Origin of the sequence: Desulfobaculum xiamenense (genome assembly GCF_011927665.1) — a bacterium.
GTDB classification, from domain to species: Bacteria; Desulfobacterota; Desulfovibrionia; order Desulfovibrionales; family Desulfovibrionaceae; genus Desulfobaculum; species Desulfobaculum xiamenense.
In genome coordinates, this window is record NZ_JAATJA010000001.1 from 763,770 (window position 1) to 789,932 (window position 26,163).

The following is a 26,163-nucleotide window of genomic DNA, read 5'->3' on the forward strand; positions in this document are numbered from 1 at the left end:
GAGATAGGACGTCAATTTTATGGCACAACCGACTCCGATAATGAACATGGACTACCAGCGCTTCGCCAAGCAGGGCGACATCATGCTGGCGCTCGGCGTGGTGATCATCCTGTTCGTGATGCTCATCCCACTGCCGACCATCATCCTCGACGTGATGCTGACCTGCTCCATCTCGCTCAGTCTGGTGGTGCTCATCACGACCATGTTCATGACGTCCCCCCTCGAATTCTCCATCTTCCCCACACTGCTTCTGGTGGCCACCCTGCTGCGGCTCGCCCTCAACGTGGCGTCCACGCGTCTCATCCTGCTCCACGGCGATCAGGGCACGGACGCGGCGGGCAAGGTCATCGAATCCTTCGGCCAGTTCGTCGTCGGCGGCAACTTCGTCATCGGCGTCGTCATCTTCCTCATCCTGTTCGCGCTGAACAAGATGGTCATCGTCAACGGCACCACGCGCATCGCCGAAGTGGCCGCGCGCTTCACCCTCGACTCCCTGCCCGGCAAGCAGATGGCCATCGAGGCCGACCTCAACGCCGGACTGATCAACGAGGAGGAAGCCACCGCCCGCCGCAACGCCATCCGCAAGGAAGCCGACTTCTACGGCGCCATGGACGGTGCGGGCAAGTTCGTTTCCGGCGACGTGAAGGCTGGCATCCTCATCACCTTCATCAACATCATCGGCGGCATCTTCATCGGCATGGCCCAGAAAGGCATGCCGTGGAGCGAGGCCGCCGAAACCTACACCCTGCTGACCATCGGCGACGGTCTGGTCTCCACCATTCCCTCGCTCATCATCTCCACCAGTTCGGGCATCATCGTCTCCCGCGCGGCCGCCGAGGCCAGAATGGGCGAGGAATTCATCGGCCAGTTGACCTTCCACTCCCGCGCGCTCAAGCTGACGAGCTTCATCCTCATCATCTTCGCGCTGGTTCCGGGCATGCCCACCATGGCCTTCCTGCTGCTGGCGGGCATCCTCTACGCCATCTCCATCATGTCCGCCCGCTACCATCAGGCCGTGGCGGAATTCGGTGGCGACCCCAAGGCTGGCGGCAAGAAGAGCGCGCAGGCCCCGGCCCTCGACACCCCCGAGGAAGTGCAGAGCCTTCTGCCCCTCGACGTGCTGGAGCTGGAGGTCGGCTACGGACTCATCCCGCTGGTGGACGAGGACCAGAACGGCAACCTGTTGGCCCGCATCCGCTCCATCCGCCGCCAGTTCGCGCTGGACATGGGCGTGGTGGTGCCCTCGCTGCACCTGCGCGACAACCTGCAGCTGAAGCCCGGCCAGTACTCCGTGCTCATCAAGGGCAACGAGGTCGCCACCGGCGAAATCATAATCGACCACTATCTGGCCATGGACCCCGGAGACGCCAAGCACCGCATTCAGGGCATCGAAACGCAGGAACCCGCGTTCAACCTGCCCGCGCTGTGGATTCCCGAGGGCCAGAAGGAAGAGGCCATGCTTGCGGGCTACACGGTTGTGGACCCGTCCACGGTCATCGCCACGCACCTCACCGAGGTCTTCCGCCGCAACCTGCACGAGTTCCTCGGCAGGCAGGAGACGCAGGCCCTGCTGGACAATCTCTCCAAGCGCGCGCCCAAAGCCGTGGAGGATCTGGTGCCCGGCACGCTGTCCCTCGGCACGGTGCAGAAGGTGCTTCAGAACCTCGTTCGCGAGAGCGTCTCCGTGCGCGACCTGCTGACCATCGCGGAAACCATGGCCGACTTCGGCTCCAGCATAAAGGACCCGGACCAGCTCACGGAGTACGTCCGCTCGCGCATGGCCCGCACAATCATCAAGCCCTATCTGGACAGCGAAGGCACGCTGCCCATCGTGACCATGTCCCACAACGTGGAGCGAGCATTCACGGAAAGCCTGCGCCAGACCGAACAAGGCACCTTCCTTGCAATGGAACCCGGGTTGGCTCAGCGCATAATTCAGGAGATCAACGAGGCCGCGGAACGCGCCGTGGCGACGGACGGGCAGCCGGTGCTGCTCACCACCCCCGTCACCCGTCCGCATCTGGCACAGCTTCTGGTTCGGTTCATTCCCAACCTGCCTGTCATCTCGCAAGCTGAAATTCCTGCTGACATCAAACTCGTAACCCTCGCAAACGTGGACATCAATTATGCAGGTTAAGACATTCCGAGGCAGAAACACTTCCGACGCGCTGCGACAGGTCAAGATCGACCTCGGCGCGGACGCCGTCATCCTCGGCACGCAGGATGTGTGCGAGGATGGCCGCAAATGGTGCGAAATCACCGCAGCGGTGGACGCTCCGAAGACAGCCCCTCGCGAGGACGACACGACCGGCATGTCGGCTCCGGTTCCCGGATGGGATGAATGGCACCGTGAATGGGACCTCATCAAGACGCACATGATGGCGCTCATCAAGCCCCAGCTCGACATGCGTAGCCTTGCCCCGCGCCAGCGCATGGCCCTTGAGCATCTGGAGAAGGAAGGCGTCTCCGAGGGCGTCAACCTCGCCATCTACGACCGCCTGCGCGAAGACCGCAACCTGTCCATCCTCGCCCCGCTTGGCGACATCGTGAAGACCCGCCCGTGGACCGTGCGCAACTGGACGCAGAGGGTCCATGTGTTGGCCGGTCCGAGCGGCAGTGGCAAAAGTTCGACACTTCTGCGCATGGCCATGACCTGCCATGCCGCCCGTCCCGACACGCGCATCTGCGTGGCCAACGTGGACGCCACCGGCGGCAAGGGACGCCTGTATCTCAAGCATTTCGCGGAACTCTCGGGCATGGCCTACGTGGAGATCGCAAGCGCTCGGGACATGCTGGCCCTGCTTCGGGACAGCCGGAAATTTGACAGGATATTCGTGGACCTGCCCACGCTTCCCGCAGGCATGGACCTCACCCGCTATCTTTCGCTCATCGGGCTTGGCGAATGCGACGACATGGCCGTGCACATGGTCCTCTCGCCGCACTACGCCCCCGGCCAGCTGGAGCTTTTCGCACGGCGCTACAACTGCCCGAAATGCGCCTCCGTCGTCTGGACGAAGCTCGACGAAGCCTGTAACTTCGGTGCAGTGGTCAACACGGCCTACGCCACGGGGCTGCCCGTGGCCGCCCTGTCCATCGGTTCCGGCCTGCGCGGGACGCTCGTTCCGGCCGAAACCGTCATGCTCTGGAAACTCGTTTTCAAGCGTCAGCTTCCCGAAAGCACTCTCGAGGAAAAACGTGGCAACTACGCTCATTAGCAAACATCCCACCGGACCCGCCAAAACCGCGACGGGATTTCCGCACGTCATCTCCATCACGTCCGGCAAGGGCGGCGTGGGCAAGACCAACGTCAGTGCCAATCTGGCATACCTGCTGGCATCCATGGGCAAGCGCGTGGTCCTGCTCGACGCGGACCTCGGGCTGGCCAACGTGGACGTCATCCTCGGCCTGACGCCGCAGAAGAACATCTTCCACCTGTTCCACGAGAACGCGAAGCTCGACGACATCCTGTTCCCCACGCCCTACGGCTTCCACATCCTGCCCGCCACGTCCGGCGTCTCGGACATGCTGGAGCTCGACACCGGGCAGAAGCTCGAACTGCTGGAATCCATGGACACGCTGGAGAACAGGATAGACTACCTGCTCGTGGACACCGGCGCGGGAATCAACGACAATGTACTGTACTTCAACCTCGCCGTGCAGGAGCGCATCCTCGTCCTCACGCCGGAGCCGACCTCGCTGACCGACGCCTACGCCCTCATCAAGGTGCTCAAGGCCCAGCACGGTGTGGAACGGTTCCGTGTGGTGGTGAACATGGCCAAGAGCATGGCCGCGGCCAAGGAAGTGTACCTGAAGCTGCACATGGCCTGCGATCAGTTCCTTTCCGGGATTTCGCTGGACCTTCTGGGCGTGCTGCCCCACGACCCCAACGTGCGGGCATCCGTGATCCGTCAGCAGCCCTTCACCAGCGTCTACCCCGAAAGCCCCGCCAGCATGGCGCTGGCGGGAGTGGCACGAAGAATCAACGCCTGGAAGGCGCCCACGCAACTCGATGGAAACATTAAGTTTTTCTGGAAAAAACTCCTCTTCCAGGACTGAGCCCTGGAAACGCCTGGAGTCCGGCGACTGCCGCTGGGACGACTTCTCGTCCCTTGAGCGTGAGTTGATCGTCCGGCACTACGCGCCCAAGATCAAGATCTTGGCGCTCCGGCTCAAGGGGAAGCTCCCACAGCAGGTGGAACTGAACGAGTTGCTCTCTGCGGGCACACTCGGTCTCATCGAGTGCCTTGGCAAATTCAAGCCCGAACTGAACATCAAGTTCGAGACCTATGCTGAAAACCGCATCCGCGGTGCCATGCTGGACGAACTCCGCCGCATGGACTGGTTCTCGCGCGGGCTGCGCCAGCGCGTGCGCATGCTTGAGGAGGCCATCCGCAAGATCGAGAACCGCACCGGCCACCGCGCCAGCAAGGACGAGCTGAGTCAGGAGACCGGCCTCTCGGAACGCGAGGTGGAGGCGGCGCTTGGTGCGCTCCAGAATCAGCTCTGTCTGAGCCTCGACGCCATTCAGGACCACTTCTCGCCCGACCAGAGCGCGCACATCGATAACGAACCCTACAAGACGACCGCGCTTCAGGACATCATCGACAAAATCGCCAGTCTGATAGATGAGTTGACGATGCGGGAGAAACTGGTATTATCCCTCTACTACAGCGAAGAATTGAATATGCGGGAGACTGCCGAGGTCATGGGCATCACGGAAGGCCGCGTCTCGCAGCTCCACTCGCAGGCACTCAAAAAACTCAAGACGAAATTCCGCGCCGCATACGGCCGGGAATAACTCGCAAGAATCGGGAGACACACATGGCCATCGACAAGAACATGCGCATTCTCGTTGTGGACGACTTCTCCACCATGCGCAGGATTGTAAAGAACATCCTCCGCCAGCTCGGCTTCAACAACATCGTTGAAGCGGACGATGGCACCACGGCCTGGGACATCCTGAACAAAGACAAGATCGACTTCATCGTCTCCGACTGGAACATGCCCGAAATGCCCGGTATCGACCTGCTGCGCAAGGTCCGCGCCAGCGAGGAGTTCGCGCACATTCCCTTCCTCATGGTTACCGCCGAGGGACTTCAGGAGAACATCATCGAAGCCGTGCAGGCCAAGGTGTCCAACTACATCGTCAAGCCCTTCACCGCAGAGACCCTCAGCCAGAAAATCAACAAGATTTTCGAGGGATAGCCACTTAATCCGCATAGCGGACGGTGGCCGGAAGGGTTGCGATGATCGATGAGCTTGAGGATCTCCTCAACGGTGACGACGCGGCAAAGGCCGAGCTCGACACCGACGAACTGAACGCCTCGCTTCCCCGTGAGTCCCAGAAGGTCGAACTCGACCTCGAAGACGCACCATTCCTCGACGAGGAAGAGGAAGAAGAGGAAGAACCACAGCCCGAGGCTGCCGCACCGGCTCCCGTCCTTGAGGAAGCCGGAGAAAAGGGCCCGGTCTGGTTCAAGAATCTGCGGATTGTCATTCCCGCTGCGGCAGCACTCCTGCTCGTCGTGGCGGGTCTTTCCGTTTGGCTGTTCATGCGCCAGCCCGCGCCGCCAGAGGCTGAACCCGAGGCCACGACCGAAGAGGTCATTCCCGCCGAGGAACAGCCCATGGCCGTACCGGAAGGCGAGATGCAGGAATTCCTCGTCGCCTTCGAGCCGTTCTGGGTGGAGCAGCGCGACACGTCGGGCAACGTCCGCTTTCTGGTCTGCCGCTTCTCCACCGTGACCGACGACGAGAAACTTTCCTTCGAGGTTGCCCAGAAGATGGTCATCCTGCGCGATGCGATCTTCTACTACCTCAAGAACAAAGACCTGACCTATCTGGCCGACACGAATAACGCCGAAGCCCTGAAGGCCGACATCCTGTCCGTGATGAACCAGTATCTCAGCACCGGTAGGATAGAGACCCTGCTCATCGAGGAATATCTGGTGAAGTAGATGTCGACGAACATAAACCTCCCCGTGCTGCTGGCCCAGCTACCGCATCTGGCCAAGCTGACCAGCGCAGAGCAGACGCGCCCGGACACGCAGGCCGCGTTTTCGCAGCGTCTGGCCCGCGAGGAGGAAAAGCGCCGACAGGAATCCGTCGAGGAAGTCGAAAAGCAGGATCGGCCAAAGGCCGTAGGCGACGAAAAGCGAAAGGACCACCGGCGCGACCAACGCATGCGCGAACGCGAACGCAAGGCCGACGAGGAAAAGGAAGACGCCCCCGCTCCGTCCAAGAGCCCGTGGTCCGGAAACATCATCAACAGGAAAATCTAGCGTCCAACACGCGCATCCGCCCACTCACCCTACGACCACGGCAGCCCGACAATGAACCCCACGCTCACGCTTCTGCTCATCATGAGCATCACCGAATTTCTGCTGCTCGGCCTGCTGCTCGTCTTCTTCCTGCGCCTGCGCCGTTCCGAATCCGCGCTCAATACGCTGCAACAGAAGCAGGAATCCATCCTCGCCAAGCTCCACTTCAACGCGGAACTCGAACAGGAGTTGGTCTCCACCTTTGCGAAGCGCCAGTCTGAGTTGTCGCAGTTGGACAACCTGCTGGAAGAGCGCGCCAAGGACCTGCGCAAGCTGGTACGGCAGGCCGAGGAAATCTCCCGCTCGCCGCAGTTCCTGCGCGAAGTCATCATCTCCGGACGCCGCAAGGGCAAGTCCCCGCAGGCACTGGCTCTGACCACCGGGCTCTCTGTGGACGAGGTCGAGCTCATCCTCGAACAGGCCGGACTCTAGGCAAACACCATGCGCATTGGCGGATATGGCGGCAACGGCTCCGGCGACGGCTCCGGACGGGACCGCAATCGCGCGGACACCTTCCGTGGTAGGCACCGCCTCGGCGAACGCCTGAGCGGACGGCTCATCGCCTACGAGCGCCCCGGCCTCGCTCGCATCGACTTTCAGGGCCTCGAACTCACCGCCCGCATCGAATCGACCCCACTGCCGCTGCCCGGACAATTCGTCCTCTTCCGCGTGTTGCGTCTCGTTCCCGAGATCGTATTGCAGGAACTCGGCGTGTCCGATGGCGGCAACGATCCGCTTTTCGCCGCGCTGCATGCCTTCTGGGCCGCGCGCGCAACGCTGGAAAGCCGCACCCACGCCCTGCGCGCCGACATTGCCGCGCAAAACACCACGCTTTCCGAACGTCATGACGCATGGCTCGACGGCGTCTCCCGCACGACGGACATCGGGGACGCGTGGGCGGCCATCGCCCATGCCCTTGCCGCGCTCAACGCGCTCCTGACCTCACGTGGGCCATGGCGTGCCGACTACCAGCCGTGGCTGCTGCCCGAGGCCCTTTCCAGTGAAATCCTTCTCGACAGCGCACTCATGCGTGGCGAAGGCGGCGAAGCGGGCTTCTCTTTTTCCCTCCCCGATGAGGGGCAGTGCGAAATCCGCATCTACGCGGCTCCACCCCGTGCCACCTGCCGACTGTCCATGGAACATCCGGCCCCGTCGCCCCGCCTCCATCAAGCCGCGCTCGACCTCGTGCCCGCTGGCCTTGCCGCAAGCGTGCTGCCACCCCAGCCGCTCCCGCAGGACGCACACGCAGGGGTGCTGGCCCGTCTGGCGCAGGGCGGCCCGGGGCACAGGCTGCGCCTTCGCGTCTAACCGCACGCGCTTGAGTTCGCGCGACCGCAATGGTAGACACCTCTTCCCGGCGACGTAACCGCTGCGGACATTTTCAGGGATATTTCACACCAGACCGGACATGAACGAAAAACGCCATCCACTCATCGCCAAGGACAGTCCTTGGCTCGCCCCCCTTGCCGGGTTCTCGGACCTGCCCTTCCGCCTGCTGTGCCGCGAGCACGGATGCAGTGTGGCCTGCACCGAAATGGTCAGCGCCAAGGGGCTCGTCTATGGCGGCCCCGGCACCGGCAACCTTCTCGACACCTCGCCGCAGGACACGCCGCTGGTGGTCCAGCTCTTCGGCGCGGAGCCGGAGTTCATCGAAAAGGCCATGGGCATCCTGCTCGAACGGGGCTACGAATACTTCGACCTCAACTCGGGCTGTCCGGTCAAGAAGGTGACCAAGACCGGCGCGGGCGCGGCCCTGCACAACGATGTGGACCGCCTCGAAGCCATCGTAGCCGTCATGGCGAAGCTGGCACCGGGCCGCACGGGCGTGAAGTTCCGCCTCGGCTGGGCGGCTGGCGAGGAAAATTATCTTGAAATCGGCAAGCGCATGGAGCAGGCCGGAGCCTCGTGGCTGTCCCTGCATCCGCGCCACGCCAAGCAGGGCTACTCCGGCACGGCCAACTGGGACGCCCTTGCGGAACTGGTTGGCGCTGTCGAGACCCCGGTCATCGCCAGCGGAGACCTCTTCACGGCCGAGGACGGCGTGCGCTGCATCGAAGAGACCGGCGTTTCCGGCGTCATGTTCGCTCGCGGCGCACTCTACGGCCCGCACATCTTCGAACGCTTCCGCGCTCTCATGCACGGCGAGACGCCCATCACGCCCGACGGCCCGGCCATTGCGGACATGATCCGCCGCCACGCCGAACTGGCGCGCGAATATTTTCAGGGTCGCAAGGCGCTGGTGAAGATGCGCACCATCGTGCCGCGCTACGTCCGCGACACACCGGGTTCGCGCATCCTGCGCTCACGCGTGGTAGCCTGCACATCGTGGGAGGAGCTGGACGAAATCGTCACGGACTTCCTGTGCCGCCAACCCGAGGATACCGACGGCGCACTCTAGTCCGCCGCAAGGAACGAGGAGATTCGCAATGGACGTCATTCTTGCCGAAACGGCCGGATTCTGCATGGGCGTGAGCCTCGCGCTCAAGAAGCTCGATTCCACGCTGGAGGAAGCCACGGGCAACCGCATCCGCACCCTCGGCCCCATCATCCACAATCCGCAGGTGCTGGAAGCCTACGCCGCGCGCGGAGTGGACGTCATCACCACGCCCGCCGAGGCCATGCCCGGCGACACTGTGGTCATCCGCGCCCACGGCGTGCCGCAGGAAACGGAGCGCGAGCTTCAGGCACGCGGCGTAACGGTTCACGACGCCACCTGCCCCAGGGTCAAGAAAGCACAGCTGCTCATCGCCCGCCAGACCGAGCGCGGCAGAACGCTGCTGCTGTACGGCGAGGCCGACCATCCCGAGGTGCGGGGCCTTCTGTCCTACGCAGACAAAAACGCCATCGTCTTCGAAACCCTCGATGAGCTGAAAGAACGCGTGGTTCCGGGCACGGACTATTTTCTCGCCGCGCAGACCACGCAGGACCGCAAGCTCTTCGAGAAAATCCACGAATATCTGAAACACGTTTCCACGCGCCCGCTTCCGGTGCTCGAAACCATCTGCGACGCCACGCGCATCCGACAGGACGAAGCCATACGCATCGCCCGCGAGGTCGAGGCAATGGTGGTGGCCGGCGGACGCAACAGCGGCAACACCCGCCGCCTCGTGCAGGTGGTGCGCGATCAGGGCACGCCATGCACCCATGTCGAAACCGCCGACGAGCTCAACGCCGACGATTTCCGGGGACTCAACAGAATCGGCTTGACAGCCGGCGCTTCCACCCCCGATAAAATCATAAGAGAGATAGTCGAAAGGCTGCAGTCTTTCTAACACCAGCGGCCGTTCACGACGAATCGCCGAAGGAGTTCCCATGGCCCAGACCAACATTCTTCTCGAAGCGGGCACCAACGAGCTGGAAATCGTCGAGTTCTACCTCGACGAACCCGCCGTGGAGGGCAGCCACTACCAAGGCTACTACGGCGTCAACGTCGCCAAGGTCCTCGAAATCATCCGCATGCCCCAGGTCACGGAGATGCCCGAGGTAAGCCACCCCTGCGTGCTCGGCGCGTTCAACCAGCGCTCGCACATCATCCCGCTGGTGGACCTCTCCATGTGGCTCGGCAAGAAACGCGTGGAAAAGGAACCTCCGAAGGTCATCGTCACCGAGTTCAACAAGGTGACCACAGCTTTCCTCGTTTCCGGCGTCACGCGCATCCACCGCATCAGTTGGGAGGAGGTCGAACCGCCGAACCGTTTCGTCTCCACCCTGTCCGGCGATTCCATCACCGGCGTGGTCAAGATGGAGGATCGCATCATCTTCATCCTCGACCTCGAAAAGATCGTGGCGGACCTGAACCCGTCCCTCGGCCTGCGCCTCGACGAATCCATCGTCTGGGAGAAGTCCGAGAACTACAAGGCCCTCGTGGCGGACGACTCCACCCTCGTGCGCGAAATGCTCAAGGACCTGTTGCAGAAGGCCGGATTCATCGTCGAGACCGTGCACAACGGCAAGCAGGCGTGGGATCGCCTCGAACAACTGCGCAACCTCGCGACCCAGAACGGAAAACCCATCTGGGACTACGTCAACGTCCTCGTCTCGGACATCGAAATGCCGAGCATGGACGGCCACAACCTGACCTTGCGCGTCAAGCAGGACCCGGTGCTGCGAAAGCTCCCGGTCATGCTCTTCTCCTCGCTCATCACCGACAAGCTTCGCCACAAGGGCGATTCCGTCGGCGCAGATGAACAGATATCGAAACCCGAAGTGTCGCGGCTTGCCCTGCGCGCCAAGGATCTCATCGCCAAATACATGGAAGAGTCCGAATAGGTCTCCAACGTCCCGACAACGCTTGCAAAACCGCATCCCGGTCCCGCCTCGGAGCCGGGATGCGTCATACCTGCGCATGAAATTCGCACTGCTGCAACTGAACCCCACTGTCGGAGACATCGAGGGAAACGCCCGCCGCATCGCCGATGCGGTCCGCACCGCCGCGTCCGCCGGGGCGGACCTGTGTGTCACCCCGGAGTTGGCCCTCATGGGCTACCCCCCGCGCGACCTTCTGCTTCAGGGCGGATTCGTCAGCGCGGCGTGGGAGCGCCTCGCCGCCCTCGCCCTTGAACTCAAGGACATGCCACCGGTGCTCGTCGGCATCGCCGCCGTCAACGACTCCGGCACGGGAAAGCCGCTGCACAACTGCGCGGCGCTCCTCTACGGCGGAGAAGTGCGCGACGTCTTCCGCAAAACGCTTCTGCCCTCCTACGACGTCTTCGACGAAGACCGCTACTTCGAGCCGGGCAAAGGTCCGGACATCCTCGTCCACAAGGGCAGGCGCATCGCCGTAACCATCTGCGAGGACATCTGGAACGACTCCAACTTCTGGTCCTCACCGCTCTACCCGAGCGACCCCCTCGAAATGATCGCCGCACGCGGCGCGGACATCGTGGTCAACCTCTCGGCCTCGCCCTTCGTCATCGGCAAGCAGCGCATCCGGCAGGACATGCTGTCCTTCACGGCGCGCAAATACGGCATGTCCATCGTCTACGCCAATCAGATCGGCAGCAACGACGACCTCGTCTTCGCCGGGCGCAGCATGGCCTTCGGGCCGGACGGCAAGCTCTTCGCCCGCGCCAAATCCTTCGCCGAGGACATCCTCATCGTGGATACCGACGCCCGCACCGGCCGCATGGAGAACGACGACTTTTCGCCGGAAAGCGAGTCATGGCGCGCCCTCGTACTCGGTGTGCGCGACTATGCCCGCAAGTGCGGCTTCCGTAGCGCGCTGCTCGGCCTGTCCGGCGGCATCGACTCGTCCCTCGTGGCGGCCATCGCCGCCGAGGCCCTCGGCCCGGAGAACGTACTCGGCGTGCTCATGCCCTCACCGTGGTCCAGCGTCGGCAGCATCACAGACGCCGAGGAACTGGCGACCAACCTCGGCATCCGCACCCGCACCATCCCCATCAAGCGCCTCATGCGCTCCTTCGACGACGCGCTTGGCGAGGCCTTCGAAGGCCACCCCGCCGACGTCACGGAAGAGAACATACAGGCCCGCATCCGCGGAAACCTGCTCATGGCCATGTCCAACAAGTTCCGCTCGCTGCTCCTGTCCACGGGCAACAAGTCCGAATTGGCCGTGGGCTACTGCACCATCTACGGCGACATGTCCGGCGGCCTCGCCGTCATCTCCGACGTTCCGAAAACGCTGGTCTTCGCCATGTGCCGCTGGCTGAACAGCTCGCGCGGGCGCGACATCATCCCCGCAAACGTCATTTCCAAGCCCCCGTCGGCGGAACTGCGCCCCGGACAGAAGGACGAGGACAGCCTGCCGCCCTACGAGGTGCTCGACGCCATCCTCGACCGCCTCGTTGTGCAGCGCCTGTCGCCAGACGCCATCGAGCAGGCGGGGTACGACCGCGCCACCATCGACCGCGTGCGCCATCTGCTGCGCATCGCGGAATTCAAGCGCAGGCAGGCCGCTCCGGGCATCAAGATCACGGACCGCGCCTTCGGCACCGGCTGGCGCATGCCCCTTGCCGCACGCCTGAGCTACTGACGCGCCGCGAGGTCGCACCGGCATATCCGAACAAAAAGCCCCCGGCGGAACCATGTTCCACCGGGGGCTTCCTATCATCGTGGGGAAGGACGCTAGCAGATGCGCGGAAGCTGTTCGCCTTCGAGCATGTTGAGCAGGCGCTTGCCGCCAAGCGGCGTGCGCATGATGACCTTGCCCGCGTTCTCGGCGGACACGGTGCCCACGCGGCAGGCTCCGTGACCGTTCTCGTCGGCCCGCATGACCTCAAGGGCCTTCTCGACCTTGTCCTCGGGCAGGATGCACAGGAACTTGCCCTCGTTGGCGAGGTAGAGCGGATCGAGTCCGAGGATGGAGCAGCCCGAACGCACGCCGTCGTTCACGGGAATGAGTTCCTCTTCGAGCTGGATGCCCACGGAGGAGGACTGCGCGATCTCGTTGAGGGTGGTGGCGAGGCCGCCGCGCGTGGGATCGCGCAGGACGTGAATGTCGCCGACCTCGGTGACGAGCTTCTCGGTCAGGTGGTTCAGTGCGGCGCTGTCGCTCTCGACCTTCGTCTCAAGGGGCAGGCCCTCACGCTGGGCGAGGATGGTCAGGCCATGGTCACCCATGGTGCCGGACACCAGCACCACATCGCCGGGGCGGGCATTCTCGCCGCTGGGATATGCGTCGGTAAGCATGGTGCCGACGCCCGTGGTGTTGATGAAGATCTTGTCGGCCATGCCGCGGGGCACGACCTTGGTGTCACCGGTGACGATGTACACGCCCGCCTTCTCGGCGGCACGGGCCATGGACGCCACGATGCGCTCCAGCACCTCGAACTCCAGCCCTTCCTCAATGAGGTAGGCGCAGGAGAGGAAGCGCGGCCTTGCGCCAAGCATGGCCACGTCGTTCACGGTGCCGTGCACAGCGAGGGAGCCGATGTCGCCGCCGGGGAAGAAAATGGGATCGACGGTGAACGTGTCGGTACTCATGGCTATGGGACCGGCGATGTCGAGGAATGCGGCGTCGTCGAGCCTATTCAGCACCGGGTTGGAGAAATGCGCCTTGAACAGCTCGCTGATGAGACGCTGGGAGGCCTTGCCTCCGCTGCCGTAGTCCAGAAGAACCTTCTTGTCGCTCATGGCCTAGAGCTCCGTGTTGTATTTGAAGTACGCGGCGCAGGATCCCTCGGTGGAAACCATACACGGTCCCACGGGCTTGGCCGGGGTGCAGGCCTTGCCGAACAGCGGACACTTGTTGGGCGTCAGCTTGCCCCGAAGCACGTCGCCGCAGCGGCAGCCCTTGATGGGCGGCACATCCACAAGCTCAAGCCCAAGGACCTTCTTCGCGTCAAAACGCTCGTATGCCGGGGCGATCTCCAGACCGCTGCCCGGAATCATGCCGATGCCGCGCCACAGGGCGTCCGCCGGAACGAATATCTCGTTCATGATGGACATGGCCTTGGGATTGCCCTCCTCGGGCACGGCGCGGGTGTACATATTGACGACCTCGGCCCGTCCGGCATTCTTCTGGCGCACCAGTTCCAACAGCGACTGGAGAATGTCAAGCGGATCGAATCCGGTGACCACGGAGGGCAGATGAAATTCCTCGGCGAGGAAGTCGTAGGCGCGGGGGCCAATGATGGAGGTGACGTGCCCGGGCATGATGAGCGCGTCGACCCGAAGTTCGGGGTCCGCCATCAGGGCGCGCAGCGCGGGCGGAACGAGCTTGTGGAAGGAGACCACATGGAAGTTGTCGAGCCCCGCCTTCGCGGCCATCTGGATGGTGGCGGCGACGGTGGGGGCGGTGGTCTCGAAGCCGATGCCGAGGAAGACGACCTTGGCATCGGGGTTGGCCTGCGCCAGCTTCACCGCGTCGAACGGCGAATAGACGACGGCAACGCGCGCGCCGTCGGCCTGTGCGGCCTTGAGATTGCGGCCACCCGGTCCGGGCACCCGCATGAGGTCGCCAAAGGTGGCGACGATGACGTCATCGCGCGAAGCGAGATCGAGATACATGGCGACCTCGCTCTCGTGCGTCACGCACACGGGACATCCGGGTCCGGAGAGATGAATCACGCGGTCGGGCAGAAGCGAATGCAGGCCGCTACGGAAGATGGACACCGTATGGGTGCCGCAGACTTCCATGAAGCGCAGCTCGCCGTCGAGTTCCGCATGAATCCGGTCCAGAAGCGAACGGCAGAGCTTCGGATCGCTGAACTTGTCGAGCACACTCACAGTCGTATCCTTTCGCCGGTTTCCGGTCGGGTTGCAGTTCACCCATGGCACCGGGCAGACCGGAACATGGGAGATTCCCGAACATTTCGAAGTGTTGCGGGAGACTCGGGGCATACTACGAAAGGGGCCGGAAGCACAAGCCGCCCCTTTATTTTTCCGCCGACGGCTGGTAGAAGAAGCACGCGTTCGGCATGCGCCGGACCCCACCTTCATTCCTGCAAGGACACCTGTTTTCATGCGGTCATCCAATCGCCCCGACTCTTCCTGCCCCACCCGGGAGGCCTCCCGAGTCGACAGGGATTTTCCGCCCACGCCCGATGAGCTGGACATTCGCATCCCCTTCGACCCCGACGAATTCTTCGTCCCGGACGACGCGACCTGCGAACGCTACTGGGACCAGCGCGACATGCCGGAACACATCCGCAACCATTCGACCAACGTGGCGCTCATCGCCACGGCGATGGCCCGTCGCGCCGCAGAAAAAAACCTCATCCGCGGAGACGCCGCCGTACAGGCGGTACGCTCCTCGGCCCTCTTGCACGATCTCGCCAAGATCTACTGCATCACCCACGGCGGGCATCATAGCCAGCTCGGCGCGGCATGGGTCATGGAGCACACGGGCAACCCACTCCTCGCGCAGGGCGTGCTGCACCACGTATGGTGGCCCTTCACCGTGGACCCCATCCGCCACTTCCTGCCGCTTGCCGTGCTCTACGCGGACAAGCGCGTCCGCCACGACGAGATAGTCCCCCTTGGCGTACGCTTCTCGGACCTCTTCGAGCGCTACGGGAAGAACGACACGGCGCGCGACCGCATCGGACAGGCGCTGGCCCAATCCCAGGCCATAGAAAACTGCTTCAACGAACATCTCAAGGTAGATCTCAATGCGTGTACTTTTGATTGCGGGCGGCTGGTCGACTGAACGGGAAGTCTCCCTGTGCGGCGCCAAGGCCGTCCGCGCCGCGCTCGAACAGCTCGGGCACGACGTCACGTTTCTCGACCTTTCCGAATCCTTCGATAGCCTGATCGAAACCGCCCGTCGGCACGATTTCGCGTTCATCAATCTGCACGGCGCTCCCGGCGAGGACGGACTTGTGCAGGCCATGCTCGATACCGTGGGCTGCCCCTATCAGGGCTCCGGCCCCGCCGGTTCCTTCCTCGCGCTGAACAAGGCCGCCGCCAAGAACGTCTTCCGCGCGAACGGCATCCTCACGCCGGACTGGCAGCTCGTCACGTCCCACCCGGACGCGGACTGGAAGCCCGCCATGCCCTGCCCCCTGTTCGCCAAGCCCAACACCGGCGGATCGAGCCTCGGCATGAGCATGGTTCGAAGCGAGGAGGAACTCGCCCCCGCCCTCGACAAGATTTTCGCCCTCGGCGAGACGGCGCTCCTCGAACCGCTGGTTCGCGGCAAGGAAGTCACCTGCTCCATCCTCGGCGATGAAGCGCTGCCGCTCATTCTCATCGAGCCGACAGCCAAGGCCGGCTACTTCGACTATGACAATAAATACAAGCCCGGCATGGCCCGCGAAATCTGCCCCGCACCCATCGACGAGACCGTGGCGAAGAAGATCAGCACCGCCACGCTGACCGCGCACCGCTCCCTCGGCCTGTACGGCTACAGCCGTGGCGACTTCATCGTCGACGGCGACACGGCCTACCTGCTGGAGATGAACACCCTTCCCGGCATGACGCCCACGAGCCTCGTCCCGCAGGCGGCGGCGCAGGCCGGAATGGACTTCCCCGCCCTCATCGGCAGGCTCATCGAACTGGGGCTGGCACGATGATCGAAGCCCAGCCCCTGCGCCCCTACCCCCGTGCCACGACGCGGGCGCTGTTGGGGCTATACAATCTGGTCTGGCCGCTGGCCATGCCAGCCCTCGCGCTATCCCGGCGGATGCGCGACGGCTGGCGTGAACGTGTGCTGCTCAACGGTCCCGAGGGCCCGGTGGACATCTGGATGCAGGCCGCTTCCGCTGGTGAGGCCTACCTCGCCGAAGAGTTGCTCATGGCCCTTCCGGACGACAAGCCGCTTCGAGTGTTGGTGACCTCCGGCACGCGGCAGGGCATGGACATCCTCGCCAAGGCCTGTGAAAAGGCGGCCTCCAAGCCCATGCTGGCCACCCGGCAGGCCTTCTTCCCGCTCGACATGCCCGCGCTCATGGACATGGCCATGAAACGCTTCTCCCCGCGCCTCATGGTCATCCTCGAAACCGAACTGTGGCCCGGCCTGCTCTGGGCGGCCCGCAAAAACGAAATCCCGGCCATCATCGTCAACGGCCGCATGAGCGCGTCGAGCCTCGGCGGCTACATGGCCGCAGGAAGCTTCCTGCGCGACATCGCCCCGGAACGCGTACTCGCCATCGCAGGCACCTCGGCCAAGCGCTTCTCCCTCGTCTTCGGGTCCGACCGTGTCGAGGAAATGCAGAACATCAAGTTCGACCGATGCCCGCTGGAAGCCGCCCAGCCCGCGCCAGACGCCCCGGTTGCCCGCATCCTCGGCAATGCCGCGCCGCTAGCCATCTTCGGCTCCGTACGCAGCAAGGAGGAGACGGAGGTCGTCCGCGCCATCGCCCGCGTGCGCGAGGCGCGCCCCGACGCGCTGACGGCCCTGTTCCCGAGGCACATGCACAGGCTCGACTTTTGGGCAAAAGCCCTGTATGAAGCCGGGTTGCCCGTTGTGCTGCGCTCGCAGCTCACCGAAACGCCACCCGCTGGGACGACCGTCCTCTGGGACGCCTTCGGAGAACTGGGCGCGGCCTACGGCTTCGCCTCGGCCGCCTTTGTCGGCGGTAGCCTGCACCCTCTGGGCGGGCAGAACTTCCTTGAACCCCTGATTCACGGCGTCACACCCGTCATCGGTCCCCACTGGAAGAACTTCGATTGGATCGGCCGCGAGATCATCGACTGCGGCCTCGTGCACGAAGTCACCGATGCCGACGCGCTGGCGGACCAATTGATCAGAAACCTGAACCAGCCGGAACCTCGGGAATCCGTACGCGACCGCGCCACCCGCTACATAGCGGAACGCCGGGGCGGCACGGCCCAGGCAGCGGCCTGCATAGCCAGGTATCTCTAGACATGCCCAAACTTCCACCCTGCTACGGCATCATCCCCGCGCGGTACGGCTCGTCCCGCTTCGAGGGCAAGCCGTTGGCCGACATACTCGGCCGCCCCATGTTCTGGCACGTCTACCAGCGCGCCATCCAGTGCCCGCTGTTCGGCAAGGTCGTGGTGGCCACGGATGACAACCGCATCTACTCCGCGGCATGCAAGTACAACATCCCGGTGGTCATGACCTCCGCGAACCATGCCAGCGGCACGGATCGCGTGCTGGAAGCCGCCGAGATGCTCTCGCTGCCCGAGGATGCCGTGGTGGCAAACATACAGGGCGACGAACCGCTTCTCGCCCCGGCCATGCTTACGGAACTGCTGGAACCCTTCGCAGATCCCGACATCCGCGTCACAACCCTCGCCACCCGGATCAGCGCCGAAGAGGCGCAAAGCCCGGATCAGGTGAAGGTTGTCTGGACCAGAAGCGGCTCGGCACTGTACTTTTCAAGAGCACCCATCCCCTTCGTCCGCGATGGCGGCGAAGGGACCTACTGGGGGCACATCGGTCTCTACGCCTTCCGCATGAGCACGCTCCGGCGCTTCGTCGCCCTGGGACAAAGCGAGCTCGAAGGTTTGGAGAAGCTTGAGCAGCTGCGGCTGCTGGAAAACGACATTCCCATCTACGTCGTTCCCACCCAGCACCGCACGCACGGCGTGGACCGTCCCGAAGACATCGACAAAGTCATCAAAGCTTTATCGGAGAACAGTTGATGAAAGCCATTCTAGCCCTGGAAGACGGCACCTGGTTCGAGGGCCGCTCCTTCACCGGCCACGGCAACGCCGGAGGCGAGGCCATCTTCAACACCGGAATGACCGGCTATCAGGAGGTCCTCACCGACCCCTCCTACGCCGGACAGATGGTGTGCATGACCTATCCCCTTGTGGGCAACTACGGCGTGAACCTTGAGGATGTCGAATCCTCCAGGGTCTGGGTCGAGGCGTTCATCGTCAAGGAATGCTGCAAGGTGCCGAGCAACTGGCGCTCCGTGAAGAGCCTGCCCGACTACCTCGTCGAACACGGCGTGATGGGCATCGAGGGCATCGACACCCGCGCCCTCACCCGCCATCTGCGCCTGCATGGCGCCATGCGCGCCATCATCAGCACCGACGACGTCACCCCGCAGGAACTCGTGGACCGCGCACGCGCGCTGCCCTCCATGGAAGGCCAGAACCTCACCGCCCGCGTCTGCCCCGCCGAACCCTACGTCTGGACGGCGCAAGGCCCGCGCTCCGTGTCCCTTGAGGACGACGGCTCCTACCGCTGGCCCGGCAACGGCCCCAAGGTCGTGGCGTACGACTTCGGCGTGAAGTGGAACATCCTGCGCCTTCTGGCCGCCGAAGGGCTGGACCTGCTGATGGTTCCCCCGAGCTTCACCGCCGAACAGGTGGACCGCCTTGCCCCGGATGCGGTATTCCTTTCCAATGGCCCCGGCGACCCCGCCACCCTCACGGATGTCGTGGCGAACGTGTCCCAGTTGGCGGACCGCTATCCGCTGGCGGGCATCTGCCTTGGCCACCAGATTCTGGGACAGGCGCTCGGCGGCAAGACCTACAAGCTCAAGTTCGGCCACCACGGCCTGAACCACCCGGTCAAGGACCTGACCACCGGTCGCATCGAGATTTCCTCCCAGAACCACGGGTTCTGCGTGGACATCACGAGCCTCAAGGATGTGGAAATCACCCACATCAACCTGAACGACCAGACGCTTGAAGGATTCCGCCACACGAAGAAGCCCGTGCTCGCCATCCAGCATCACCCCGAGGCTGGCCCCGGCCCGCACGACAGCCAGTACTTCTTCCACCGCTTCCGCGAACTCATCAGGGAGCATGCCGGCGTCTAACATGCTTTGCATGCGCGGCGCATTTGCCCTATACAGGATGCAAACAGCACCACTCAAGGAAACGGAATGTCTACCGAACTCATCAAGGCTCGCACCCAACTGGCCGGAATATCGCGGTACCTGAAGCAGGACAAGCTGCTTCCGGCCATCGTCAGCCTGCATGACGCGCTGAACATCATCCTGCGCACGCCGCTCATGGGGCACGAGAAAAAGGAGTTCGCGACATCCGTCGAGCAGGCGCTCTACGTCCTCAACCACGATGCCGAGTTCAAAAAGGTCTGCCCCATCATCCTCGAATACCACGAGGGCGGAGAACGGCAGCTCCTATCGAGCCTCAAGGAACTGCTGGAGGACCTTCAGGGCACGGCCGTGGACGAGGCCAAGCAGCTTCTGGCCGCCATCGAGGAGCAGAAGGTCATCGGCCTCAAGCGCGGCGAGGAGCTCCTCGCCCGCAAGAAGTTCAAGGACGCCAAGTTCGTCTTCAACAAGCTGGTGCTCCAGTTCGCCGACGATACGGACCTGAAGACCCAGATCGCCGAAATGTTGCTCAAGGCCGAACGCCACGAGGACGCGCTGGAATTCCTGACGCAGGCGCTCAAGGAATTCCCCGAGTCCGCGCACCTGTACAACCGGGTGGGCATGGTCCTGCGCAAGATGACGCGCTTCGAAATGTCCGAGAAGTACTACGCCAAGGCCCTCAAGCTGGCCAAGGAAGACCCCGGCCTGTACTTCAACATCGGCAGGCTCTACATCGACTGGAAGAAGTGGGACAAGGTCGCGCGGGTTGCGGCGATGGCCGTGAAGCTGTCGCCAGATTTCACCGAAGCCCGCAAGATGCTCACCTTCGCCAAGAAAAAAATGTCCGCCGCGGCATCGAAGTCCGAATAGACTCCGGGCAGCGCGCCCATCTCCCTCGCTTTCGTCGCACTCGCCGCACATGCGGCGTTTCCCCGAAACGACAAGGCCCTCGCTCCGGCGAGGGCCTTTTTTCTCTTCGAGGGCATGGCACCCGGCAGATTGTTCATTCGCTGAACGATGAATCCCCCCGTCATGGACGGATTTTCCGCACCGTCTCCAAAGCCGTCGAAATTCCGACAAAAACCGCCCCCGAAGCGAAATGGTTATCCTACCGAAATTTCAGGTTATTCAGAGGGCGCATTTTCACCGCCGTCGGCCCAACTTCGTCACACACCGCAATCGCTGTCTTCTTTGACAGTGGCGCACGCCTTGCATATAAATGATAAGCTGGTGAACGATCGACACGAACCCGACGGAGACGGCATGCTGCACATCAACGGCCAATTCCTGCGGCCAAGCACCGAATACCGCACCCTCGCCATCCTAGAGGAACTGGCCGAGGACAACACGCTGAGCCAATCGCAACTCGGCGAACGAACGGGCCTGTCCGGCGCGATGGTCAATCACTACCTGAAGGACCTGCGCGACAGGAACATCCTCGACGTCCGGCCCCTCAACGCCCGCAGCAACGAATACGTCCTCACCGCACAGGGCGAGCGCCTGCGCCGCGACCTCTTCGCCGACTACTGCGCGGAGATCGTGCGCAGCTACACGGCGCTCAAGCAGCTCGTGCATCGCAAGCTCGCCGGGCTGGAGCGCGACGGCAGACGCCGCCTCGTCTTCTTCGGCGCATCGGAGACCTGCGAAATCGCCCTGTCCGCCGTGCGTGCCATGAATCTCACCGTGCTCGCGCTTCTGGACAACAACCCTGCCAAGCACGGCGAGGTGCTGGCTGGGCACACCATTTTTCCCCCGCGCGTCATCGAAAGCATCGGTTGCGACGCCATCGTCGTCACGTCCTTCGGACAGGCGGACGACATTCTCAAACAGGTGCGCCCGCTGGCCGAAACCCGAAACATCCCGGTGGTAAGACTATGAGAACGGTCCCCTTCATCCGCCTGCCCCACGGCGCAGCCATCGGCCACGAGGCCCCTTGCTTCGTCATCGCCGAAATCGGCAACAACCATCAGGGCGACCTCGACATCGCCCGCGCCATGGTGCGTAGCGCCGCAGAGGCCGGTGCGGACGCGGTGAAGTTCCAGAAGCGCGACAACGCCGCGCTCTTCACCCGCGAAGGGCTGGACGCTCCCTACACCGGCCCAAACAGCTTCGGCCCCACCTACGGCGAGCACCGCCGCGCACTGGAACTCGACTTCGAACAGCTCGAACAGCTCAAGCGGCAGGCCGAGGCACTGGGCATGGTCTTCTTCGCCTCGGCGTGGGACATGCCAAGCCTCGACGGGCTGGCCGCCATGGGCGTGGAACTGTTCAAGGTGGCCTCCGCCGACCTCGTGAACGTCCCCATGCTGCGCCGCATCGCCGCTCTGGGGCGACCGGTGCTGCTGTCCACGGGCATGAGCACCCTCGCCGAGATCGACCTCGCCGTGAACGAACTGGACCGCTCGCGCACCGTTCTGCTGCACTGCAACAGTTCCTACCCCTGCCCGCCGGAGGAGACCGCCATCCCGGTCATGAACCGCCTGCGCACGCGCTACGGCCTGCCCGTGGGCTACTCCGGGCACGAGGGCGGCATCGCGCCGAGCCTTGCGGCGGTGGCGCACGGGGCCTGCGTGGTGGAACGCCATTTCACGCTCGACCGCACCATGCGCGGCACCGACCACACCGCATCCCTCGACCCCGCAGAGTTCGCCCACCTCGTCCTCATGATTCGTGAAACCGAGGCCGCGCTTCGCATCACCGACAAGCGCGTCTTCGAGGCGGAAGCCCGTTGCGCCGCGAAATTGCGGAAGAGCATCGTCGCCGCACGAAATCTCACCGCAGGCACGATGCTGACAGAGTCGGACATCACCGTACGCTGCCCCGGCACCGGCATTTCCCCGGCCGCGTGGGACGAGGTGATCGGGCGCGTCCTCGTGCGCGACATTGCGGCGGACGGCCAGCTTGCATGGGACGCCATGCTCGCGAAACAGCCCTTGCGGGCCGCGGCGGAATAAGAGGAATACTCGCCATGCGCATCCTGATGATCGCCATCAACGACCCCGCCGGAACGGCCATCGGCTTCGCCGACGCGCTCAACCGCCTGACGGACCACTTCTGCCGCGTGGTAACGCTGGAGACCCGCTACACCCACTCGTGGCGCAAGGACCTCCACGTCCCGGACCTCGACGAGGCAGGGCTTGAGGAACTGCACGGCGAGCTGACCAACGCGGACGTCTTCCACTTCCACATGACGGCGGACGAGCATCTGCGCCTCGGCCCCTTTCTCCCGGCCGACCACCTGCATGGCAAGACGCTGGTGCATCACCATCACGGGCACCCGGACTTCCGGGGCAACCCCGGAAAGTATCGCGATAAATACGCCCGGCTTGGGCGCGAGAACCTGCTGGTGAGCACGCCGGACCTGCTGCGCCTGTTGCCTGAGGCCACATGGCAGCCGAACCTCGTGCCGGAAACAGCGCCCCTCTACACGCCGCTGGACGAACGCCCCTGCGGCCCCGTGCGTCTGGCCCATTCCCCCACGCGAAGGGATCTCAAGAACACGGACGATCTGCTGGACGTGCTGGCGAGCATGGACGGCAACGGGCCGCGGCTGGAACTCATCGACAACGCGCCCCACGAGGAATGCCTGCGTCGCAAGCGCCGCTGCCACATGCAGTTCGACCACATGCAGGGCTATTACGGCATGAGCAGTCTGGAAGGATTGAGTCAGGGCCTACCCACGGTGGCGGGGCTGGACGACTGGTGCGCCGCCCACATGCGCGAATTCGCGGATACGGGCGACCTGCCGTGGGTGGTGGCGCGGGGGCGCGAGGAACTGACGCGGACCATCCGCACCCTCACGGCGGACAGCGACCTGCGCGATGCCATTGGTGCACGCAGCCGCGATTTCATGGAACGCCACTGGAGCGAGCGCAAGGTGGTGGAACGGCTGTGCGGCTTCTACGACACCCTGCGCTGAAACACTCCGCAATGAAAAGCAAACTCTTTCCCACGGCCCTGCGCATCGTCATCCCCTGCCACAACTGCGGGCAGTGGATAACCGAATGTCTGGAATCCATCGTGACACAGGATTTCGAGAACTGGACGGTCCTCGTGGCGGACGACGCCTCCACGGACGACACCACGCTGGCCGCGCAGGCGTTCCTCGACGATCCGCGCATCACCCTGCGCACGCTACCCGAACGGACGTGGCTGATGGGCAACACGCTCTCGGCGCTGGACGAGGTGGCTCCGGGCCCGGCGGACGTGGTGGCCATCGTGGACGGGGACGACAGGCTCCTGCCCGGAGCGCTGTCGGCAATATGGGAAGCCCATTCGCAGGGCTACGACGTGGTCTGGACGGACATGGACATTCAGGGCATCACCGGCTCCACAGGCGCGGCGCTCATTCCCGGCGTTCCCGTACGCCAGCAGTTGTGGTGCCTGTCGCAACTTCGAAGCTTCAAGGGCTATCTGCTCGAAGGACTCGACCGCGAGGCCGTAAACGGTGCCGATGGCCGTCCGGTCCGCGCCGGGGGCGACCTCGCGCTCTACTTTCAGCTCATCGAACGCGCCGGGATGTGGAAGACGCACTTCCTCCCCGAACGCCTCTACTGGTACCGCGTTCACCCCGGCAACAACTGCACAGCGCTACGCGGCGAACAACTGGCCAACAACCGCCGCATCCGGGCGTTGCCACCACTTCCCGTGCAGACCAGCCATTTCGATATCCACATCGAAGCCGATGGACTCGAAAAGCTGAGGCTTCGCGCCTTCGGCCAACGCGTCCGGGCAGAGCATCCGCTCCCCCTCTCGGTCTGCGTCCACCATGGCGACGGCAACGGCGACGGATGGACGGCCTACGACGGACTGTGGATCGCCGAGGGCGTGTTTCTCACAAACTCGCCGATGCCCCGCTCATAAGCCGCCCAAGCTTCAGGAAACGGGCCGTGCGCCCAGAAATGTCCCTCGCGGCCAAGGCGCGCATGAACATCGTCTCCTTGCCCTGACCGACGGCGATATCGAGCGCCAGCCGCAATTCCTCAAGCCCCGCCTCCAGCCGCATGGCCCGCAGATTCACCAGCCCCAGTTCAAGGCCGATCCGCCAATTGTCCGGCGCGTGGAGCGACAGTTCGGACAGCACGCCTAGGCGCAATTCGTCCACGCCTTCCAGCCGCGACAGCACGGTCTCCATGCGGCTCTTGACCTCCATGTCGCCCGGCGCGGCGGAGTCGGCGGCGATGAGGCTTTCCAATGCCGCCTCGGGCAGACCTTCCACCACGTCATAACGCAGGCCGGGCCGATACAGCGCCCCCCGGCGCACGCACTCGCGCGACCACGCCAGATGCAGATCACGCGGGGACTCCGGCTTGCACCACTTCGCGCCGCATGCGTCCACCTGCCGGTACCAGAAGCTCTTGGCCATGTCCCATTCGCCGCAGGCCAGCATGCACATGCTTCCGGCAAAGTTGACGTCGAAGCTCTCGCGATGCGCTGCGGCGTCGAGGATGCCCACGCACGCCGAACGCACCTCGTCGCGCCTGTCGATGATGGTCCGCAGCCGTAGCGCCCGTGCCAGAAGCTCCGGATCGGCGGACAGGGCATCGAGCATGGCCAACAGCTTTGCGTCGTTGCAGATGATGAATTCCGCCTCGCGCAGAATGGCGAGCGTGCGCACGAAGGCCGTCCGCGCCTCAGCCCCACTTGCGGCGCGGCCAGCGGCCTCACTGGCGATGGACAGGATGGATGCCGCACGATGCGACAGCAGGTGCTCGCGCCGGACGCGTTCCCACGCGGCGCGGGCCATGGCTTGCGCCTCGTCCCTACGGGCCAGCGTGCGCCGGACCAGTTCGTCCAGCTCAAGAATGTCGGAATAGACGAGAATCTCGCGGCCGGGCACGAAAAGCTGGCCAACGTCGCAGCCCACCTGCTGGTTGACGACCAGACATCCCGCGCTCGCACCCTCGAACAGACGGAAATTGACCTCGGACAGAATGGATTCGTTGGGAACGATACGGAAGCGCTCGTAGGTCTCAAGCAATCGCGCGAAGGGAACATTGTCGAAATGTGCCAGCCCATAGCGTTCGGAAAGAAAATCGACGAGGCGCTTGCGCAGGGGGCGGAATCCGGTCAGACGGCCGATGAAGCCCATGTCGTGCTCCCGCTCGTCCCACGGGACAAAGGGCCGCTCGGTTCCGAACCACGGCAGCCAATGCGCGGCGGGCACGCCCATCTCTTCCAGACGGCGCACCCAGTGGCCCTGCGTGGTCAGCACCGCGTCGAACAGCCGCCCGTAATGGCGCTGCCACCATGAATTGAGATGCGTGTCGATGGACCAGAACAGCCGGACGCAGTGCAGATTCTCCAGTCCGGCGAGAATGGTGCGCGGGCCGAGACTCTCCACCTCCACCAGCAGATCGGGCACGAAACCCCGCTCGTCCAGAATGGCGGAGACGTCATGCACGCCGGGTTCGAGCGCCAGATTCAGCACCTCGAAACCCATGGTCTCGAACTCGCGGGCGAGGTCGCCCATGTTGACCACGCAGATACGGCGCATCACGCCAACCCTCCGCGCCGTACGCCCAGCGCCCTCACGAGGCAGTCATCCCGTCTTTCCATGTCATGCCTCCCGGTCCTATTGCGGACGCGGGCGTACATCGCACGCCCCGTCCTTCGCCGGAACAATAGAGGAAATCGGGACAACTGAAAACAGCAGGCTTTCCGCATCGTTCGAAGCCGCTGTG

26 protein-coding genes are annotated in these 26,163 nt (G+C 63.9%); 23 read left to right on the plus strand and 3 right to left on the minus strand.

Annotated features, from left to right (window positions below; translation table 11 throughout):
- Window positions 1-19 precede the first annotated feature (19 nt).
- From flhA to GGQ74_RS03540, 13 genes are all read left to right on the plus strand, one after another.
- Window positions 20-2,137 carry a flagellar biosynthesis protein FlhA gene (flhA, locus tag GGQ74_RS03480; RefSeq protein ID WP_167940136.1) on the plus strand — a complete coding sequence of 706 codons (2,118 nt, stop codon included), beginning with the start codon at window positions 20-22 and terminating at the stop codon, window positions 2,135-2,137.
- Window positions 2,127-3,215, plus strand: a complete 1,089-nt coding sequence (locus GGQ74_RS03485; protein ID WP_167940137.1) for a flagellar biosynthesis protein FlhF — start codon at window positions 2,127-2,129, stop codon at window positions 3,213-3,215. The genes flhA and GGQ74_RS03485 overlap by 11 nt, the downstream gene beginning before the upstream one ends.
- Entirely contained in the window at window positions 3,196-4,056 is an 861-nt protein-coding gene (locus GGQ74_RS03490; protein ID WP_425338079.1) for a MinD/ParA family protein, read from the plus strand. The genes GGQ74_RS03485 and GGQ74_RS03490 overlap by 20 nt, the downstream gene beginning before the upstream one ends.
- Window positions 4,010-4,798 (plus strand): FliA/WhiG family RNA polymerase sigma factor, encoded by a 789-nt coding sequence (locus GGQ74_RS03495; RefSeq protein WP_167940138.1) that lies wholly within the window; start codon window positions 4,010-4,012, stop codon window positions 4,796-4,798. The genes GGQ74_RS03490 and GGQ74_RS03495 overlap by 47 nt, the downstream gene beginning before the upstream one ends.
- Before the next feature lie 23 nt (window positions 4,799-4,821).
- Window positions 4,822-5,205 (plus strand): chemotaxis response regulator CheY, encoded by a 384-nt coding sequence (locus GGQ74_RS03500; RefSeq protein ID WP_167940139.1) that lies wholly within the window; start codon window positions 4,822-4,824, stop codon window positions 5,203-5,205.
- 41 nt (window positions 5,206-5,246) lie between these two features.
- Complete coding sequence (locus GGQ74_RS03505; protein WP_167940140.1) at window positions 5,247-5,957, plus strand: flagellar basal body-associated FliL family protein; 711 nt, start codon at window positions 5,247-5,249, stop codon at window positions 5,955-5,957.
- A complete protein-coding gene (locus tag GGQ74_RS03510) occupies window positions 5,958-6,281 on the plus strand; it encodes a hypothetical protein (RefSeq protein ID WP_167940141.1) in 324 nt (107 codons plus the stop codon).
- A 51-nt stretch (window positions 6,282-6,332) separates the two neighbouring features.
- Window positions 6,333-6,752 (plus strand): hypothetical protein, encoded by a 420-nt coding sequence (locus GGQ74_RS03515; protein ID WP_167940142.1) that lies wholly within the window; start codon window positions 6,333-6,335, stop codon window positions 6,750-6,752.
- Between the two features lie 9 nt (window positions 6,753-6,761).
- Window positions 6,762-7,628 (plus strand): hypothetical protein, encoded by an 867-nt coding sequence (locus GGQ74_RS03520; RefSeq protein WP_167940143.1) that lies wholly within the window; start codon window positions 6,762-6,764, stop codon window positions 7,626-7,628.
- Window positions 7,629-7,728: 100 nt separating this feature from the next.
- The gene (locus GGQ74_RS03525) at window positions 7,729-8,718 is read left to right on the plus strand and encodes a tRNA dihydrouridine synthase (RefSeq protein ID WP_167940144.1); all 990 of its coding nucleotides are present in this window, start codon (window positions 7,729-7,731) and stop codon (window positions 8,716-8,718) included.
- A 28-nt stretch (window positions 8,719-8,746) separates the two neighbouring features.
- Window positions 8,747-9,592, plus strand: a complete 846-nt coding sequence (ispH, locus tag GGQ74_RS03530) for a 4-hydroxy-3-methylbut-2-enyl diphosphate reductase (RefSeq protein WP_167940145.1) — start codon at window positions 8,747-8,749, stop codon at window positions 9,590-9,592.
- A 40-nt stretch (window positions 9,593-9,632) separates the two neighbouring features.
- Window positions 9,633-10,589: a chemotaxis protein gene (locus GGQ74_RS03535; RefSeq protein ID WP_167940146.1), complete on the plus strand. Its 957-nt coding sequence runs from the start codon at window positions 9,633-9,635 to the stop codon at window positions 10,587-10,589.
- Window positions 10,590-10,665: 76 nt separating this feature from the next.
- Window positions 10,666-12,312 (plus strand): NAD+ synthase, encoded by a 1,647-nt coding sequence (locus GGQ74_RS03540; RefSeq protein WP_167940147.1) that lies wholly within the window; start codon window positions 10,666-10,668, stop codon window positions 12,310-12,312.
- A 92-nt stretch (window positions 12,313-12,404) separates the two neighbouring features.
- On the opposite strand, the gene hypE is transcribed toward GGQ74_RS03540, so the two are convergent.
- Window positions 12,405-13,412: a hydrogenase expression/formation protein HypE gene (gene hypE / locus GGQ74_RS03545; protein ID WP_167940148.1), complete on the minus strand. Its 1,008-nt coding sequence runs from the start codon at window positions 13,410-13,412 to the stop codon at window positions 12,405-12,407.
- Between the two features lie 3 nt (window positions 13,413-13,415).
- Window positions 13,416-14,507, minus strand: coding sequence for a hydrogenase formation protein HypD (hypD, locus tag GGQ74_RS03550; protein WP_342448575.1), 1,092 nt, complete (start codon window positions 14,505-14,507; stop codon window positions 13,416-13,418).
- Between the two features lie 235 nt (window positions 14,508-14,742).
- Between hypD and GGQ74_RS03555 the strand changes: the two genes are divergently transcribed.
- The 10 genes from GGQ74_RS03555 (at window position 14,743) to GGQ74_RS03600 (ending at window position 24,343) form a co-directional block, all read left to right on the plus strand.
- Window positions 14,743-15,429 carry an HD domain-containing protein gene (locus GGQ74_RS03555; RefSeq protein ID WP_245168111.1) on the plus strand — a complete coding sequence of 229 codons (687 nt, stop codon included), beginning with the start codon at window positions 14,743-14,745 and terminating at the stop codon, window positions 15,427-15,429.
- Window positions 15,392-16,294, plus strand: coding sequence for a D-alanine--D-alanine ligase family protein (locus GGQ74_RS03560; RefSeq protein ID WP_167940150.1), 903 nt, complete (start codon window positions 15,392-15,394; stop codon window positions 16,292-16,294). The genes GGQ74_RS03555 and GGQ74_RS03560 overlap by 38 nt, the downstream gene beginning before the upstream one ends.
- Window positions 16,291-17,586, plus strand: a complete 1,296-nt coding sequence (locus GGQ74_RS03565) for a 3-deoxy-D-manno-octulosonic acid transferase (protein ID WP_167940151.1) — start codon at window positions 16,291-16,293, stop codon at window positions 17,584-17,586. Before GGQ74_RS03560 ends, GGQ74_RS03565 begins: the two co-directional genes overlap by 4 nt.
- Window positions 17,587-17,588: 2 nt before the next feature.
- Window positions 17,589-18,332, plus strand: coding sequence for a 3-deoxy-manno-octulosonate cytidylyltransferase (gene kdsB, locus GGQ74_RS03570; protein WP_167940152.1), 744 nt, complete (start codon window positions 17,589-17,591; stop codon window positions 18,330-18,332).
- Window positions 18,332-19,462: a glutamine-hydrolyzing carbamoyl-phosphate synthase small subunit gene (carA, locus tag GGQ74_RS03575; protein ID WP_167940153.1), complete on the plus strand. Its 1,131-nt coding sequence runs from the start codon at window positions 18,332-18,334 to the stop codon at window positions 19,460-19,462. The genes kdsB and carA overlap by 1 nt, the downstream gene beginning before the upstream one ends.
- 66 nt (window positions 19,463-19,528) lie before the next feature.
- Complete coding sequence (locus GGQ74_RS03580; RefSeq protein ID WP_167940154.1) at window positions 19,529-20,350, plus strand: tetratricopeptide repeat protein; 822 nt, start codon at window positions 19,529-19,531, stop codon at window positions 20,348-20,350.
- 393 nt (window positions 20,351-20,743) lie between these two features.
- The gene (locus GGQ74_RS03585) at window positions 20,744-21,358 is read left to right on the plus strand and encodes a winged helix-turn-helix transcriptional regulator (protein WP_167940155.1); all 615 of its coding nucleotides are present in this window, start codon (window positions 20,744-20,746) and stop codon (window positions 21,356-21,358) included.
- Window positions 21,355-22,434 (plus strand): N-acetylneuraminate synthase family protein, encoded by a 1,080-nt coding sequence (locus GGQ74_RS03590; RefSeq protein ID WP_167940156.1) that lies wholly within the window; start codon window positions 21,355-21,357, stop codon window positions 22,432-22,434. The genes GGQ74_RS03585 and GGQ74_RS03590 overlap by 4 nt, the downstream gene beginning before the upstream one ends.
- A gap of 14 nt (window positions 22,435-22,448) precedes the next feature.
- The gene (locus GGQ74_RS03595) at window positions 22,449-23,399 is read left to right on the plus strand and encodes a glycosyltransferase (RefSeq protein WP_167940157.1); all 951 of its coding nucleotides are present in this window, start codon (window positions 22,449-22,451) and stop codon (window positions 23,397-23,399) included.
- Window positions 23,400-23,410: 11 nt separating this feature from the next.
- Complete coding sequence (locus GGQ74_RS03600) at window positions 23,411-24,343, plus strand: glycosyltransferase family 2 protein (protein WP_167940158.1); 933 nt, start codon at window positions 23,411-23,413, stop codon at window positions 24,341-24,343.
- Here GGQ74_RS03600 and GGQ74_RS03605 read toward each other — a convergent pair.
- A complete protein-coding gene (locus tag GGQ74_RS03605; protein ID WP_245168174.1) occupies window positions 24,315-25,976 on the minus strand; it encodes a glycosyltransferase family protein in 1,662 nt (553 codons plus the stop codon). The two genes, GGQ74_RS03600 and GGQ74_RS03605, sit on opposite strands and share 29 nt — an antisense overlap.
- Window positions 25,977-26,163: the final 187 nt, after the last annotated feature.

What these genes read in the sequence shown, in the direction of transcription:
- GGQ74_RS03510 (WP_167940141.1), top strand. Translation starts at nt 5,958, where the DNA reads ATGTCGACGAACATAAACCTCCCCGTGCTGCTGGCCCAGCTACCGCAT.
- GGQ74_RS03600 (WP_167940158.1), top strand. Translation starts at nt 23,411, where the DNA reads ATGAAAAGCAAACTCTTTCCCACGGCCCTGCGCATCGTCATCCCCTGC.
- ispH (WP_167940145.1), top strand. Translation starts at nt 8,747, where the DNA reads ATGGACGTCATTCTTGCCGAAACGGCCGGATTCTGCATGGGCGTGAGC.
- GGQ74_RS03605 (WP_245168174.1), bottom strand. Translation starts at nt 25,976, where the DNA reads ATGCGCCGTATCTGCGTGGTCAACATGGGCGACCTCGCCCGCGAGTTC.
- GGQ74_RS03520 (WP_167940143.1), top strand. Translation starts at nt 6,762, where the DNA reads ATGCGCATTGGCGGATATGGCGGCAACGGCTCCGGCGACGGCTCCGGA.
- flhA (WP_167940136.1), top strand. Translation starts at nt 20, where the DNA reads ATGGCACAACCGACTCCGATAATGAACATGGACTACCAGCGCTTCGCC.
- GGQ74_RS03535 (WP_167940146.1), top strand. Translation starts at nt 9,633, where the DNA reads ATGGCCCAGACCAACATTCTTCTCGAAGCGGGCACCAACGAGCTGGAA.
- GGQ74_RS03485 (WP_167940137.1), top strand. Translation starts at nt 2,127, where the DNA reads ATGCAGGTTAAGACATTCCGAGGCAGAAACACTTCCGACGCGCTGCGA.
- GGQ74_RS03580 (WP_167940154.1), top strand. Translation starts at nt 19,529, where the DNA reads ATGTCTACCGAACTCATCAAGGCTCGCACCCAACTGGCCGGAATATCG.
- GGQ74_RS03500 (WP_167940139.1), top strand. Translation starts at nt 4,822, where the DNA reads ATGGCCATCGACAAGAACATGCGCATTCTCGTTGTGGACGACTTCTCC.
- GGQ74_RS03525 (WP_167940144.1), top strand. Translation starts at nt 7,729, where the DNA reads ATGAACGAAAAACGCCATCCACTCATCGCCAAGGACAGTCCTTGGCTC.
- carA (WP_167940153.1), top strand. Translation starts at nt 18,332, where the DNA reads ATGAAAGCCATTCTAGCCCTGGAAGACGGCACCTGGTTCGAGGGCCGC.
- GGQ74_RS03540 (WP_167940147.1), top strand. Translation starts at nt 10,666, where the DNA reads ATGAAATTCGCACTGCTGCAACTGAACCCCACTGTCGGAGACATCGAG.
- GGQ74_RS03560 (WP_167940150.1), top strand. Translation starts at nt 15,392, where the DNA reads ATGCGTGTACTTTTGATTGCGGGCGGCTGGTCGACTGAACGGGAAGTC.
- GGQ74_RS03565 (WP_167940151.1), top strand. Translation starts at nt 16,291, where the DNA reads ATGATCGAAGCCCAGCCCCTGCGCCCCTACCCCCGTGCCACGACGCGG.
- GGQ74_RS03595 (WP_167940157.1), top strand. Translation starts at nt 22,449, where the DNA reads ATGCGCATCCTGATGATCGCCATCAACGACCCCGCCGGAACGGCCATC.
- GGQ74_RS03555 (WP_245168111.1), top strand. Translation starts at nt 14,743, where the DNA reads ATGCGGTCATCCAATCGCCCCGACTCTTCCTGCCCCACCCGGGAGGCC.
- GGQ74_RS03505 (WP_167940140.1), top strand. Translation starts at nt 5,247, where the DNA reads ATGATCGATGAGCTTGAGGATCTCCTCAACGGTGACGACGCGGCAAAG.
- GGQ74_RS03590 (WP_167940156.1), top strand. Translation starts at nt 21,355, where the DNA reads ATGAGAACGGTCCCCTTCATCCGCCTGCCCCACGGCGCAGCCATCGGC.
- GGQ74_RS03515 (WP_167940142.1), top strand. Translation starts at nt 6,333, where the DNA reads ATGAACCCCACGCTCACGCTTCTGCTCATCATGAGCATCACCGAATTT.
- GGQ74_RS03585 (WP_167940155.1), top strand. Translation starts at nt 20,744, where the DNA reads ATGCTGCACATCAACGGCCAATTCCTGCGGCCAAGCACCGAATACCGC.
- GGQ74_RS03495 (WP_167940138.1), top strand. Translation starts at nt 4,010, where the DNA reads ATGGAAACATTAAGTTTTTCTGGAAAAAACTCCTCTTCCAGGACTGAG.
- kdsB (WP_167940152.1), top strand. Translation starts at nt 17,589, where the DNA reads ATGCCCAAACTTCCACCCTGCTACGGCATCATCCCCGCGCGGTACGGC.
- hypE (WP_167940148.1), bottom strand. Translation starts at nt 13,412, where the DNA reads ATGAGCGACAAGAAGGTTCTTCTGGACTACGGCAGCGGAGGCAAGGCC.